Below are 12620 nucleotides of genomic sequence, written 5' to 3'. Positions count from 1 at the left end.
GGTGTCCCACTATCGAGAGGGCGACACCCCTCCGTCAGGGCTTCGCCCTGCCACCTCCCCTTACAGGGGAGGAAAAAGTGTCCGCCCGCTGACGTCCTTTTCATCTCCGGGCAAGCCAAGGTTCAGCCTCTTTCCATCACTTTACCCTCCGAGGAAGCCTGCGCCCCATCGGCGCGTGGCAGGAATGGAGAGCGGTGCATGGCGCGAACCGCGAGCCTTGTGATGATGGTCCCGGTGCTGATGGTCGCGGCTCCCGCGCTCGCCGCCGATCCCGCGCGCGACGCCGCCTGGGCCGAGCGGCTCGGCTGGGGGCCGTCCGCCGCGCCCGCCACCGGCCCCGCGCCGGGCAGCGACGCCTGGCTCCGCCACCAGCTCGACGACCAGCCCGATCCGCTGCCCCCGGCGGTGCAGGCACAAATCGACGCGATGCGCATCTCGAAGGAACGCGTCGCCGCACTCGTCGTCGAAACCGACGCGATGCAGCGCGACCTGAAGGCGATTTCCGATCTCGACCAGCGCAAGGCGGCGCGTGAAGCCTATCAGAAGACGCTCAACAGCCTGGCCGACGAGGCGCGGCAACGCTTCGTGCTGCGCGCGCTCTATTCGCCCGACCAGCTGCGCGAGCGGATGACCTGGTTCTGGTTCAACCATTTCAACGTCCAGGCGAACAAGCGCGACATCCGCGCGATGGTCGGCGATTATGAAGAGACGATCCGCGACCATGCGCTGGGCCGGTTCCGCGACCTGCTGGAGGCGACGCTACGCCACCCGGCGATGCTGCGCTATCTGGACAATGACCAGAATGCGAAGGGCAAGATCAACGAGAATTATGCGCGCGAGATCATGGAGCTGCACTCCATGGGCGTCGGCTCGGGCTATAGCCAGCAGGACGTGCAGGAGCTAGCCCGCATCCTGACCGGCGTCGGTGTCGACCAGAAGCCCGATGCGCCCCGGCTGAAGCCCGAGCTTCAACCGCTCTACATTCGTGCCGGACTGTTCGAGTTCAATCCGGCGCGCCACGACTTCGGCACCAAGCATTTCCTGGGTCACACCATCCCGGGGTCGGGCTTTCACGAGGTCGAGCAGGCACTGGACCTGATCGCCGACAGCCCGGCGACCGCGCATCACGTCTCGCTGAAGCTGGCGACCTATTTCATGGGCGACAACCCTCCGCCCGCCCTGGTCGACCGGATGGCGGCGACCTTTCGCAAGAGTCATGGCGACATCGCCGCGGTGCTGAAGACCATGATCCGGTCGCACGAGTTTTCCGGCTCGCTGGGCAGCGGCTTCAAGGACCCGGTCGGCTATACGCTGTCGGCGGTGCGGCTGGCCTATGGCGACCGGCTGGTCACCAATCCGCAGCCGGTAGTCGGCTGGATCCGCCAGATGGGCGAAGGGCTGTACGACCACGAAACGCCCGACGGCTATGACCTGTCGAGCGCGGCCTGGTCCGCGCCGGGGCAGATGGCGACCCGCTTCGATATCGCGCGGCAACTGGGGAATGGTGCGGCGCGGCTGTTCCAGCCCGCGGATACCCCGCCGGGCACCCCGCCGCCGCCCGCCCAGGTGCCGGTGCTGAAGGACTCGCCCATCCTCGCCGCGCGGATGCCGGTGCTGGGCAAGCCGACGCTGACCGCGCTCGGCCAGGCGCGCTCTCCGGCGGAGTGGAACGCGCTCTATTTCTCCTCGCCCGAATTCATGCACCGATAGGAGGATCGCATGCGGATTCCCCATGTTCATCGCCGCGACCTGCTCCTGGGCGCCGCCGCGCTCGCCCCCATGGTGATGGCGGGCCGCGCCTTTGCCGCGCCCCAGGCGGGCAGCCGGTTGCTGGTCGTGTTCCTGCGCGGCGCCTATGACGCAGTGAACATCGTCGTGCCGAGCGGCAGCGACTTCTACCACCAGTCGCGCCCCAATATCGCGCTGCCCAAGCCGAATCCGGCCGATCCCAACGCGCCGTTGCCGCTCGACGCCGACTGGGCGCTGCACCCCGCGCTGAAGGACTCGATCCTGCCGCTGTGGCAGGCCAAGCAGATCGCCTTCGTGCCGTTCGCTGGCACCGACGATATGAGCCGCAGCCATTTCGAGACGCAGGACACGATCGAACTGGGCCAGCCGGTCGGCGGCCACCGCGATTACGGCTCGGGCTTCATGGCGCGGCTGGCGGGGATATTGGGCGCGGGCGAGAAGCCGATTGCCTTTACCGACCAGCTGCCGCTCTGCTTTCGCGGCGGCGACGATCCCATCCCCAATCTCGCGCTTGCCAATGTCGGCAAGCCGATCGACCAGCGCCAGGCCTCGCTGATCCAGAGCATGTATGCCGGGCACCCCGACCTCGCCCGCTCGGTCAGCGAGGGCTTCACGGTGCGCGACACCGTGTACAAGACGCTAGACCAGGAGATGAAGGCCGCCAGCCGGGGTGCCGTCTCCGCCAAGGGCTTCGCGCTATCGGCGCAGCGGATCGGCACGCTGATGCGCGATCGGTTCAACCTGGCGTTCGTCGATGTCGGCGGCTGGGACACCCATGTGAATCAGGGCGGGGCGACCGGCTATCTCGCCGATCGGATGGGCGATCTGGGACGCGGCCTCGCCAGCTTCGCGCAGGCGATCGGGCCCGAGGCATGGCGCACCACCACCGTCGTCGTCGTGTCGGAGTTCGGCCGTACCTTCCGCGAAAATGGCGACCGGGGCACCGATCACGGCCATGGCAGCATCTATTGGGTGATGGGCGGCGGCGTGTCGGGTGGGCGCATGGCGGGTGAACAGGTCGCGCTGTCCGCCGCCACGCTCAACCAGAATCGCGACCTGCCGGTGCTGACCGATTACCGCACACTGATCGGCGGACTGGTCCAGCGGCAGTTCGGCCTGTCAGGCGACCGCCTCGCGACTCTCTTCCCCGACACGCGGCCGGTCGATCTGAAACTTGTCTGAGCCCGGCCTGTCGACCCCGGCGCGTGCGCGGATATCGTCCAGCACATCGTCCAGCGTCAGCCCGGCCAGCTTGTCCTCCAGCGCCTCGCGCACCGGGGTCAGGATCGATTCCAGGCTGACGGTGATGTGCCGGTCGATCATCCCTTCGCCCTCGGGCGGCTGGCGGTGGAAGGCGAAGAAATTCCGGTCCTCGACCGCCTGATACACATCGACCAGCCGGATGTCGGAGGAGGATTTGGCGAGCATCGCACCGCCGCGATTGCCCAGCTGCGACCGGGTTAACCCCGCCGCTGCCAGCCGCAGCAGCAGCGCGCGGACCACCGCCGCATTGGAATTGACGCTGACCGCGATATCCTCGGAGCGCAGCGGCGTATCGCCATGCTCCGCCATCAGCGCGAGCATGTGCAGCGAGACGACAAAACGAGTACTGGTCGGCAAGAAACCGCGCTCCCTTATCCACTTGGCCCGCACCACCGACCGATCGGGTCGCCATACGGGACGTCATCAGGATCGGACCATGGCGGCCTTTTGCGCCATAATCCATGTTATATTTCTACCAATATACTACGTTAACGCGCCAGTCAGCCGCCGTATCCAAGTCTGTGACATCAGGGTTTGAGGGGATAAGCACGTGGAGCAGGGTGGAACGGGCGGGTCTGAGGCAAAGGCGCTGGCCGTCGCGCTGTTGCTGGGTTTGACGGCATCGGGTTGCACGACCGCCCGATTGCAGGAATTCGACACGCTCGCCAGCCGTCCCGATCTGGAAGCGCTGCCGATCAGCGGGCTGCCATGGAGCGGAGAAGGCGACTTCCGCCTGGGTGCCACAACGGGCCATGCCGCATGGCGGAGCGCCGCCGCGGCGCAGGGCTGGGGGCCCGATGGCGACGTCCCCGCCGAACAGGTCCGGGTGGGTCAGGTGGCACGGCTCGGCCTGATCGCCTTCTCCCTGGGCGCCGAAGCGACGCCCGGCTATCTCGAAGGGCGCTGCCGCTATGGCCGGACGGAGGAACGGACGCATATCTTCGGCCTGGACATCGCCACGGCCGTGCGCCCGCTGCGGCTGCAATGCGCCTATCGGCTGGACGAGCGCGATGCAGGCACGCTGACGCTGATCGCGCAACCGCCAGCGGACGGGATCGCCGAGCCGCGCATCGGCATGATCCGCTTCGACGGCCATGACCTGCAGCTCCGCTCCGATCATGCGATCGAAGGGGCGGGTCCCAGCGCCGGCCCGATGGGCTATCGCCTGACCACGGCCGATGGGCGGCTGGTGGGACTGGTCGAGACCAACGGATGGCGCGACCGCCGCCTGCTGCTGACCCGTGAGGCCGCCGAACGCCCCGCCGCGATCGCCGCCGCGCTCAGCCTCGCGCTGTTCCGCGATCCCGGCGACACCGACTGACCGCGATCAGCGCGCCGCGCCGGGCAGGCGAATTTCGAATAGTTCGGGCCAGTTCTTGCCGGTGACGAAGATACGGTGCTTCGCCCGGTCATAGGCGATGCCGTTGGCGACCGAGTCCCGATCGGTCAGCCCCTCGCGCGCGACCAGATCGCTCAGGTCGAGGACGCCCGCCACCACGCCCGTCTTGGGATCGATCCGCACGATATAGGGCGTCATCCATACATTGGCCCAGACCTGCCCGTCGATATATTCCAGCTCGTTCAGATATTTGAGCGGCCGCCCGTTGACCGTCACGTCCAGCGTGCGGACGACCTTCATCGTGGCGGGGTCTAGGAAGCGCAGGCGCGGCGTGCCGTCCGACAGGATGATGTGATGCCCGTCATCGGTCATCGCCCAGCCTTCGCCGTCATAACGCCATTCGCCCAGCTTCTTGAGCGCCGGGCGGCTCCAGCGGAAACCGCGCCCACCATGCCAGGTGACGCTGCGCAGCTCCGGCCCCCAGGCGACGATGCCCTCGCCGAACAGGCCATCGGGCACGGTCGCACGGCGCAGCGTCTTGCCGGTCGCCAGGTCGACCTGCCGGATGAAACTCTCCCCCTCGCGTCCGGTGCTTTCGTACAGCGTGCCGTCGGCGATCAGCAGCCCTTCGGTAAAGGCGGTGGGATCGTGCGGAAAGGCATGGACCAGCACCGGCTTTTCGATCGGCGCCGGGGTCGGGGCGACCGGAGCGGGCGTGGCCTGAGGCGGCGCGGCGGCGGGCAGTGCCAGCGCCAGGACCATCGGCAGGAGGGCGCGGATCACAGCGTGCGCACCAATCGCGCCACGCGCGCGATCCAGGCGGGCGCGGAGACCGTCACCCCCGCCGCGCCGGGCTCCAGCGGCAACAGATGCAGCGCATCGGGCATCACAGCCGCCAGCCGGGCAAAGACATAGCCACCGGCGGCGCGGGGCACGAGGATATCGCGATTCATGGCATCGGCGAACCTATCGGGCCCCAGCGGTTCGCACCAGAGCTCATCGCCCGCGCGGTAATCGCCGACCGCGCCGCTGACCGTCACCGCCAGCATCCCCGGCGTCGCACAGGGCGGTGAGACCGAGCGCGCACTGCGCGGCGCCACCGCACCACGCGGGCCGAGAAGGGCCGCGACCGGCAGGGTCTCGCGGATGGGCAGCGTGACCAGATCGGCGGGCGTACAGCCCAGCGCGGCGGCGATGCGGTTCAGCCAGGGCAGCGAGACGGTGCGCGTCCCCATCTCCAGCCGCCCGATCGTCTGCGGCGTGGTGGGGGGCGAGCAGGCGCGGGCGACATCGTCCAGGGTCATGCCCTTGGCCCGGCGCACCTCGCGGATCGCGGTAATCATTCCCCCTCTTCCCCTTCCGTCTTTCCGGCCCGTGCCCCCACCTCTCTGGCGAAGCCGGTTCGGCTGGGCTAAGCGCCACATCCTGTCCTGCCGGAGTTATCGCCATGCGGTTCGCGATCGTCAAATGCCATGGATCGGGCAATGATTTCCCGATGATCGACGCGCGCGCCCTGTCGCTGTCCGACGCCCAATGGGCGGGCGTCGCGCGGGCGCTGGCGGATCGGCGCGGGCCGGTCGGCGGCGACGGCCTGTTGCTGCTGGTGCCGGGCGACGAACGCGCGGCCTTTGGCATGGTGATGCGCAACAGCGACGGCAGCGAGGCGGAAACCTGCCTCAACGGCGTGCGCTGCGTCGCGCGCGCCGGGTTCGAGGCGCTGGGGATCGCGGCCGCGACGGTGCGGCTGAAGATCTCGCACGCCGATGCGGTCCATGACGCCGATCTGGCGCCCGGCGTCTATACGGTGCGCGAGACCGCCGGGCCCGCCGGTCTGTCGACCGCCGCCTGGCCGATCCACGGCGCGCCCGACCGGCTGGTCGAGGCGGTGTTGCCGATGCTCGACCCGGGCAAGCGCTTCACCGCCGTCACCATGCCCAACCCGCATCTCGTCCATTTCGTCGAGACGGTGGACGAAGCCGAACTCGTCCGGCTGGGTGAAATCTGCGAGGCGGCACCCGACTGGCTGCCCCACCGCGCCAACGTGTCCTTCGTCGAGTTACGCGGGGAATCGCTGTTCGTCCGCACCTTCGAGCGTGGCGTCGGCCTGACCGACAGCTGCGGCAGCGCGATGGCGGCGTCGACCTATGCCGCGTGCCTGACCGGGCGGATCGCCTGGGACACGCCGACCGTCGTGTTCAACCGGGGTGGCCTGGTCCGTGCCTTTGCGGGCGAGGACGGCATGGTCACGCTGTCGGGCAATGCGACCTATGAATGGGCTGGGTCGGTGATGGTCGACCTGGCGACCGAGACCGCAAGCGATCTGGTGGTGGACCGGCGTTTCCCCGAAGAGATCGCGGCTTGGGAGGCCGCCAAGCGGAGGTAATTCCGCTTAACATCTCACCCCGTTCCGCCTGAGCGAAGTCGAAGCCCACGGGACTAGCCTCGCCGCGAGCGCAGGACGTGCACTTCGACTTCGCTCAGTGCGAACGGAGGTAGGGCCCTTGAACGTTCCCACGCAACGCCCCGCCCCCCGGCGCGTTCTCCCTTCATGCTCCCCGTCCGCCGCCAGATCGCCGACCAGATACGTGACGTGGTCGGCGGCCGTGAGCTGGACCTGACCCGGCCGCCGGGCGATGACGGGCTGTTCGGCCCCGGCTCCGCGACCTGGACCGTCCATGGCGATTTCACCGCGATGATGGCAGGCGGGATCACCTCGCTGCTGATCCAGATGCTGCATCCCGCCGCGCTGGCGGGCGTGTGGGACCATAGCGATTTCCGCAGTGACATGGCCGGGCGGCTGCGGCGGACGGCGGGGTTCATCTCCGTCACCACCTATGGCGCGACCGAGGCGGCCGAGCGGATGATCGCGCGCGTCCGGGCGGTGCATGACCGGGTCAGCGGCACCCTGCCCGACGGCACGCCCTATTCGGCGAACGACCCGCATCTGCTGACCTTCGTCCACGCCGCCGAGGTCGACAGCTTCCTGCGCGCGCATCGCACCTATCGCGATCCTGATTTCCCCGACGCCGAGGCGGATCGCTATCTGGCCGAGATGGCGACGATCGCCCGTCGGCTGGGGGCCGAGCAGGTGCCCGAGAACCGGCAGCAACTGGCGCGCTTCCTGGATTCGATCCGCCCGGAACTGCGCGTCGATGCGCGGACGCGGGCGGTGGCGCGCACCCTGCTCAACCAGCCCGCGCCCAGCCCCGCCCTGGCGCCGGTCAGCGGCTGGCTGACCCAGGCGGGGATCGCGCTGCTTCCCGACTGGGCGGCACGGCTGCACGGGCTGGACGGGTACGGCGCGGTCAAGCCCGCGATCCGGGCGGGCACGCGCGGGCTGGGCGGCGCGATCCGCTGGGCACTGGCGGGTTAAGCGTTTTCCAGCCGCCGCAACGCGTTCAGATACCCCCGCATCCCCTCCAGCGCCCGCTCGGTCAACACCATGAAGGCGCGGCGGCGGTCGACGGGATCAGGCTGACGCGTAAACAAGCCCGCCTCGGTCATCTTGCCGATCCAGCGCAGTGCGGTGGTCGGCGCGACGGCGGCGGCGATGCACAGGCTGGATACCGACACCTGCGTGCCCTCCAGATGCGCGGCATACAGGTCGAGCAGCATGTCCCAGGCCGGTTCCTCGAACAGCCCGCCCTCGAAGAAGCCGTCGCGCAGCCGCCGCGCGCGGATCATCCTGCGAACCGTCTCGGCGTCGCCCGGCTGGGCGCGCGGCGGGGCGGCGTGGAAACTCTGATGCCGGTCGCCGACCCCGCCACGCCGGTCCTCATCCTCCTGCACCGACAGCCTCGCCAGCGCCTCGGCGATACGCGCCACCTCGGCGTTCAGCTTGCGCAACCGTTCGGACTCCCCCTCGCGGACATAAGAATGAAGCAGTGTCGCCCCGCCATGGCTGGCCCCCGCCACCGCCAGCGCGGCGACCAGCTCCAGCGGGCTGGCATCGCACAGCATCGCCACGCGCGGGCCAAGCAGCATCGCGGCGACCAGATCGATGTCGCCCGTCGCCATGCTGACCACGATAGGCAGGTCGAGCGCGGTGGCGACGGCGTCGATCCGGGCGAGCGCGATCTCGATCGTCGCCGCGTCGGCTCCGTGCGTGTCGACCAGCAGCAGCGGCCGTCCCGCCTGTTGCCCGATCTCTTCCGCCACCGCGGGCCAGGCGACGTTGCGCAGCACCCGGCCGCCCGCCTGCCGCACCAGATCGCCCGCCGCCTGCGCCAGCGCGGGCGCGCCGATCACCACGACCGCAAAGCCGGTGCCGTAAAGATCCTGTCCGTCCATGCCACTCCCCGCCGCCCGCCATGCAGCGGGCCCTTCGACATGGCCGCAAGGTGCCGACAGGCGCGGGGCATCCGCCCCATCGCCCTGACCAGCGATGCGACCCCGACCGACGTCCGGGAGTCGACGTCAGTTCGAATCGGACACTCAGCCGAGTGCCTTGACGATCTCTTCGACCATCTTCTTGGCGTCCGCCAGCAGCATCATGGTATTGTCGCGATAAAATAGCTCGTTATCGACGCCCGCATAGCCGACGCCGCCCATCGACCGCTTGATGAACAGCACTGTCTTGGCCTTTTCGACGTCGAGCACCGGCATGCCGTAAATGGGTGAGGACTTGTCGGTCTTTGCCGCCGGGTTGGTCACGTCGTTGGCGCCGATGACAAAGGCGACGTCGGTCTGCGCGAACTCGGCGTTGATGTCCTCCAGCTCGAACACCTCGTCATAGGGCACGTTCGCTTCGGCCAGCAGCACGTTCATGTGGCCGGGCATCCGCCCCGCGACCGGGTGGATGGCGTATTTGACGCGTACGCCTTCCTTCTTCAGCAGGTCGCCCATCTCGCGCAGGACATGCTGCGCCTGCGCCACCGCCATGCCGTAGCCGGGGACGATGACGACCTGTTCGGCCTGGGACATGAGGAAGGCGGCGTCCTCGGCGCTGCCACGTTTCCACGGCCGGTCGACCGCCGCGCCGCCGCTGCTCCCCGCATCGCTCGCGCCGAAGCCGCCCGCGATCACGCTGATGAAGCTGCGGTTCATCGCCCGGCACATGATGTAGGACAGGATCGCGCCCGACGATCCGACCAGCGCGCCGGTCACGATCATCGCCGTATTGTGCAGCGTGAAGCCCATCGCCGCCGCCGCCCAGCCCGAATAGCTGTTCAGCATCGACACCACGACCGGCATGTCCGCGCCGCCGATCGGGATGATGAGCAGGAAGCCGATCGCAAAGGACAGGAGCGTGATCGTCCAGAAGATCCACGGCGCCTGATCTCGCGTGAACATCGCGACCAGGATGACGATCGCCCCCAACAGCCCCGCGTTCAGCGCATGGCGGCCGGGCAGCAGGATCGGCTTGCCCCCCATATTGCCGTTGAGCTTCAGGAAGGCGATGACCGACCCCGAAAAGGTGATCGCGCCAATCGCGACTCCCAGTGCCATTTCCACACGGCTGACGACATGGATGCTGGCAAAGGGCTGGCCGATCATCGGCACCACCATGTCGGCGATGTCGAAGGCGACCGGGTTGAGGAAGGCGGCACAGGCGACCGCGACGGCGGCTAGGCCGACCAGCGAGTGGAAGGCAGCGACCAGCTGCGGCATCGCGGTCATCGCGATACGGCGGGCGGTGACGATGCCTACAGCCGCGCCCAGGCCGATGGCGGCGAGAATCTCGAAAACGGCGATCCAATCGGTCGCCGCAATCAGTATTTGCTCATCGCCAATGGTCATGACGCCGCCAGTAATCGGCACATGCGTCACCAGCGTCGTCACGACCGCAATCGCCATGCCGATCATGCCGAAGCGATTGCCCCGCTGGCTGGTCGTCGGGCTCGACAGGCCGCGCAGCGCCAGGATGAAGCACACCCCCGCCACCAGATAGGCGAGCGACACCCAGGGGTTGGCGGCCACCGCCTCTACGGCAGGGGCGAGCGGCGCGGGCGGCAGCGCAGGTGACACGGGGGCGATCACGAGCGCTTCTCCTTCTTGCGGTACATGGCGAGCATCCGCTGCGTCACCGCAAAGCCGCCGAAGATGTTGATGCTGGCCAGCACCACCGCCGCCAGCCCCAGCCACTTGGCCACCCCCGATCCGGTCGCCCCCGAAGACGCCGCCGCCGCGATCAGCGCGCCGACGATGATGACCGAGGAGATGGCGTTGGTCACCGCCATCAACGGCGTGTGCAGCGCGGGCGTCACCGACCAGACGACATAATAGCCGACGAAACACGCCAGCACGAAGATCGACAGGATCGAGATGAAGTCCATGCTATTCCTCCCCGGCACGGCCGCTGGCGGCGTGTTTCATGATCTGGACGGTCACGCCTTCGATATTCTTCTGGATGTCAGTCGCCGCAATGCGCAGCGTGGTCAGGCCGCGATTTGCGAACCAATTGTCTCGTGCTGCATCACGTTTTGGCCGATAGCCACGATTATGCGCTTCGCTGTCAACTTCGATGACCAGCCGCGCCTCATGACAATAAAAGTCAGCAATGTAGGGACCGGAGGGATGCTGACGCCGGAATTTCAATCCGCCCGGACGACGGCGCAGGACTTGCCACAGGGTGATTTCCGGCGCCGACATATCCTGCCGCAACTCTCGCGCACTGTCGCCAACCTGATCGATTCCCTGCAACATTCAATTCCTTCCCTTGCAGGGGAGGTGGCAGGCCGAAGGCCTGACGGAGGGGTGTCGCGCTATCGAGAGGGGGACACCCCTCCGACGCGCTGCGCGCGCCACCTCCCCTGCAAGGGGAGGAATGGGGGTCACGACTGCACCCTCGGATTCACCACCCGACCGCCTTGGGTCAGCCGGATCGCGTCGCCGATCTCCGCGTCGAGGACCGGGCGTCCGGCCTCCTTGTCCCAGAAGGCCGCCAGGAAATTGTGCAGGTTGCGTGCGAACAGCGCCGAGGCATCCGCCGCCAGTCGGCTCGGCATGTTGCGGTGGCCGATGATCCTGACGCCGTGGCGCTCGATGATCTCGCCCGGCACCGCGCCCTCGACATTGCCGCCCGCCTCGACCGCCAGGTCGACGATGACGCTGCCGGGGCGCATGGTGGCGATCTGCGCATCGGTGACGAGGCGCGGCGCGGGGCGGCCGGGGATCAGCGCGGTGGTGATGACGATGTCCTGCTTGGCGATATGCCCGGCCACCAGCTGGGCTTGCGCGGCGCGATACTCCTCGCTCGTCTCGCCCGCATAGCCGCCAGTGCCCTCGCCCTCGATGCCCGCCACGCCCTCGACGAAGATCGGCTTGGCACCCAGCGACTGGATCTGCTCGCGGGTGGCGGAACGCACGTCCGTCGCCGAGACCTGCGCTCCCAGCCGCCGCGCCGTCGCGATCGCCTGCAGCCCCGCGACGCCCACGCCCATCACGAAGACGCGCGCCGCCGGGATCGTGCCCGCCGCCGTCATCATCATCGGAAAGGCCCGGCCATAGGCGCCCGCCGCCTCCAGCACCGCCTTGTAACCCGCCAGGTTCGACTGGGACGACAATATGTCCATCGACTGGGCGCGGGTGATACGCGGCATCCAGTCCATGGCCAGCGCCTCCAGCCCTGCGGTCGCATAGGCCGACACCGTCTCGGTGCGGCGGAACGGGTCGAAGGCCGCGACGACCCAGGCCCCGGCCTCCACCCCGACCAGCGTCGCCGGATCGGGCGCCTGCACCGCCAGCACGATCGCGGCCCCCGCCAACACCTGGGCGCGTTCTCCGACCTCCGCCCCGGCCTGCTCGTAATCACCGTCGGCTATACCGGCAGCGGCACCGGCGCCGCGCTCCACCGCCAGCGTTGCGCCCAGCGCGATCAGCTTCCTGACGGTTTCCGGCGTGGCGGCGACGCGGGCTTCGTCGGCTGCCGTTTCGTGCAGGACCGCGATGCGCAGGCCCATGGGGTCAGGCGATCAGCCAGAGGACGATCGCCACCAATAGGGCGGCCACGAGCGCGCCCCATTTGAGCATCCCGATCATCAGGTCATAGGTGGCGACATGCGCCTTCATCTCGCCGGTGCCGGTATCGTTGGCCGCCATGATCCTCACCTCCGCTATCGTCCTGCCGCTATCGATCCGCGCCGCATGAACCTCTTGGGAGCTTATTCACCGGCGCACCGGGATCAACCCCGAAACGACGATGCAAGGTCCACAGGTCTTCACGCCCGCCGTCGTCGAATCTCAAACGTGATGCGAACCGCCATCCACAGGCAAAAGGGATTGTCCCGATTTAACGCAGATTTTAACAAAGTTGCGCTATAGGTGCGGG

The 12620-nt window shown here is 68.2% G+C and carries 14 protein-coding genes; 5 read left to right on the top strand and 9 right to left on the bottom strand.

The window, feature by feature from the left end:
* The first annotated feature begins 198 nt into the window (after positions 1 to 198).
* Both AC1GI4_RS11975 and AC1GI4_RS11970 read left to right on the top strand, forming a co-directional pair.
* Complete coding sequence (locus AC1GI4_RS11975; RefSeq protein WP_479629645.1) at positions 199 to 1710, top strand: DUF1800 domain-containing protein; 1512 nt, start codon at positions 199 to 201, stop codon at positions 1708 to 1710.
* A 9-nt stretch (positions 1711 to 1719) separates the two neighbouring features.
* Positions 1720 to 2931, top strand: a complete 1212-nt coding sequence (locus AC1GI4_RS11970; RefSeq protein WP_479629644.1) for a DUF1501 domain-containing protein — start codon at positions 1720 to 1722, stop codon at positions 2929 to 2931.
* Here the strand turns inward: AC1GI4_RS11970 and AC1GI4_RS11965 are convergent.
* Positions 2869 to 3369 carry an Rrf2 family transcriptional regulator gene (locus AC1GI4_RS11965; RefSeq protein ID WP_479629643.1) on the bottom strand — a complete coding sequence of 167 codons (501 nt, stop codon included), beginning with the start codon at positions 3367 to 3369 and terminating at the stop codon, positions 2869 to 2871. The two genes, AC1GI4_RS11970 and AC1GI4_RS11965, sit on opposite strands and share 63 nt — an antisense overlap.
* A gap of 193 nt (positions 3370 to 3562) precedes the next feature.
* On the opposite strand from AC1GI4_RS11965, the gene AC1GI4_RS11960 reads away from it, so the two are divergent.
* Positions 3563 to 4333, top strand: coding sequence for a hypothetical protein (locus AC1GI4_RS11960; protein WP_479629642.1), 771 nt, complete (start codon positions 3563 to 3565; stop codon positions 4331 to 4333).
* 6 nt (positions 4334 to 4339) lie between these two features.
* Here the strand turns inward: AC1GI4_RS11960 and AC1GI4_RS11955 are convergent, their stop codons facing one another.
* A complete protein-coding gene (locus tag AC1GI4_RS11955) occupies positions 4340 to 5113 on the bottom strand; it encodes a glutaminyl-peptide cyclotransferase (protein WP_479630399.1) in 774 nt (257 codons plus the stop codon).
* Between the two features lie 17 nt (positions 5114 to 5130).
* Positions 5131 to 5694: a helix-turn-helix domain-containing protein gene (locus AC1GI4_RS11950; RefSeq protein WP_479629641.1), complete on the bottom strand. Its 564-nt coding sequence runs from the start codon at positions 5692 to 5694 to the stop codon at positions 5131 to 5133.
* Positions 5695 to 5798: 104 nt separating this feature from the next.
* Between AC1GI4_RS11950 and dapF the strand changes: the two genes are divergently transcribed.
* Positions 5799 to 6734, top strand: coding sequence for a diaminopimelate epimerase (dapF, locus tag AC1GI4_RS11945; RefSeq protein WP_479629640.1), 936 nt, complete (start codon positions 5799 to 5801; stop codon positions 6732 to 6734).
* Between the two features lie 165 nt (positions 6735 to 6899).
* Positions 6900 to 7724, top strand: coding sequence for an oxygenase MpaB family protein (locus tag AC1GI4_RS11940; RefSeq protein WP_479629639.1), 825 nt, complete (start codon positions 6900 to 6902; stop codon positions 7722 to 7724).
* Here the strand turns inward: AC1GI4_RS11940 and AC1GI4_RS11935 are convergent.
* From AC1GI4_RS11935 to AC1GI4_RS11910, 6 genes are all read right to left on the bottom strand, one after another.
* The gene (locus AC1GI4_RS11935) at positions 7721 to 8641 is read right to left on the bottom strand and encodes a winged helix DNA-binding protein (protein WP_479629638.1); all 921 of its coding nucleotides are present in this window, start codon (positions 8639 to 8641) and stop codon (positions 7721 to 7723) included. The two genes, AC1GI4_RS11940 and AC1GI4_RS11935, sit on opposite strands and share 4 nt — an antisense overlap.
* A 144-nt stretch (positions 8642 to 8785) precedes the next feature.
* Positions 8786 to 10270, bottom strand: a complete 1485-nt coding sequence (locus AC1GI4_RS11930; protein ID WP_479630398.1) for an NAD(P)(+) transhydrogenase (Re/Si-specific) subunit beta — start codon at positions 10268 to 10270, stop codon at positions 8786 to 8788.
* A gap of 56 nt (positions 10271 to 10326) precedes the next feature.
* Entirely contained in the window at positions 10327 to 10626 is a 300-nt protein-coding gene (locus AC1GI4_RS11925) for a proton-translocating transhydrogenase family protein (RefSeq protein ID WP_294275376.1), read from the bottom strand.
* 1 nt (position 10627) lies between these two features.
* Positions 10628 to 10996 carry an endonuclease domain-containing protein gene (locus AC1GI4_RS11920; RefSeq protein WP_479629637.1) on the bottom strand — a complete coding sequence of 123 codons (369 nt, stop codon included), beginning with the start codon at positions 10994 to 10996 and terminating at the stop codon, positions 10628 to 10630.
* A gap of 128 nt (positions 10997 to 11124) precedes the next feature.
* Positions 11125 to 12246: an NAD(P) transhydrogenase subunit alpha gene (locus tag AC1GI4_RS11915; protein ID WP_479630397.1), complete on the bottom strand. Its 1122-nt coding sequence runs from the start codon at positions 12244 to 12246 to the stop codon at positions 11125 to 11127.
* A 10-nt stretch (positions 12247 to 12256) separates the two neighbouring features.
* Complete coding sequence (locus tag AC1GI4_RS11910; protein ID WP_294275379.1) at positions 12257 to 12391, bottom strand: aa3-type cytochrome c oxidase subunit IV; 135 nt, start codon at positions 12389 to 12391, stop codon at positions 12257 to 12259.
* Positions 12392 to 12620 lie beyond the last annotated feature (229 nt).

This window comes from Sphingomonas sp. 77B (genome assembly GCF_056497825.1).
The sequence above is the reverse complement of the archived record's forward strand: the minus strand, read 5'-3'. Positions and strand labels throughout refer to the sequence as shown.

Coding starts and splice junctions, on each gene's coding strand:
- AC1GI4_RS11975 (WP_479629645.1), top strand. CDS start 199: ATGGCGCGAACCGCGAGCCTTGTGATGATGGTCCCGGTGCTGATGGTC.
- AC1GI4_RS11970 (WP_479629644.1), top strand. CDS start 1,720: ATGCGGATTCCCCATGTTCATCGCCGCGACCTGCTCCTGGGCGCCGCC.
- AC1GI4_RS11955 (WP_479630399.1), bottom strand. CDS start 5,113: ATGGTCCTGGCGCTGGCACTGCCCGCCGCCGCGCCGCCTCAGGCCACG.
- AC1GI4_RS11950 (WP_479629641.1), bottom strand. CDS start 5,694: ATGATTACCGCGATCCGCGAGGTGCGCCGGGCCAAGGGCATGACCCTG.
- dapF (WP_479629640.1), top strand. CDS start 5,799: ATGCGGTTCGCGATCGTCAAATGCCATGGATCGGGCAATGATTTCCCG.
- AC1GI4_RS11940 (WP_479629639.1), top strand. CDS start 6,900: ATGCTCCCCGTCCGCCGCCAGATCGCCGACCAGATACGTGACGTGGTC.
- AC1GI4_RS11935 (WP_479629638.1), bottom strand. CDS start 8,641: ATGGACGGACAGGATCTTTACGGCACCGGCTTTGCGGTCGTGGTGATC.
- AC1GI4_RS11925 (WP_294275376.1), bottom strand. CDS start 10,626: ATGGACTTCATCTCGATCCTGTCGATCTTCGTGCTGGCGTGTTTCGTC.
- AC1GI4_RS11920 (WP_479629637.1), bottom strand. CDS start 10,996: ATGTTGCAGGGAATCGATCAGGTTGGCGACAGTGCGCGAGAGTTGCGG.
- AC1GI4_RS11910 (WP_294275379.1), bottom strand. CDS start 12,391: ATGGCGGCCAACGATACCGGCACCGGCGAGATGAAGGCGCATGTCGCC.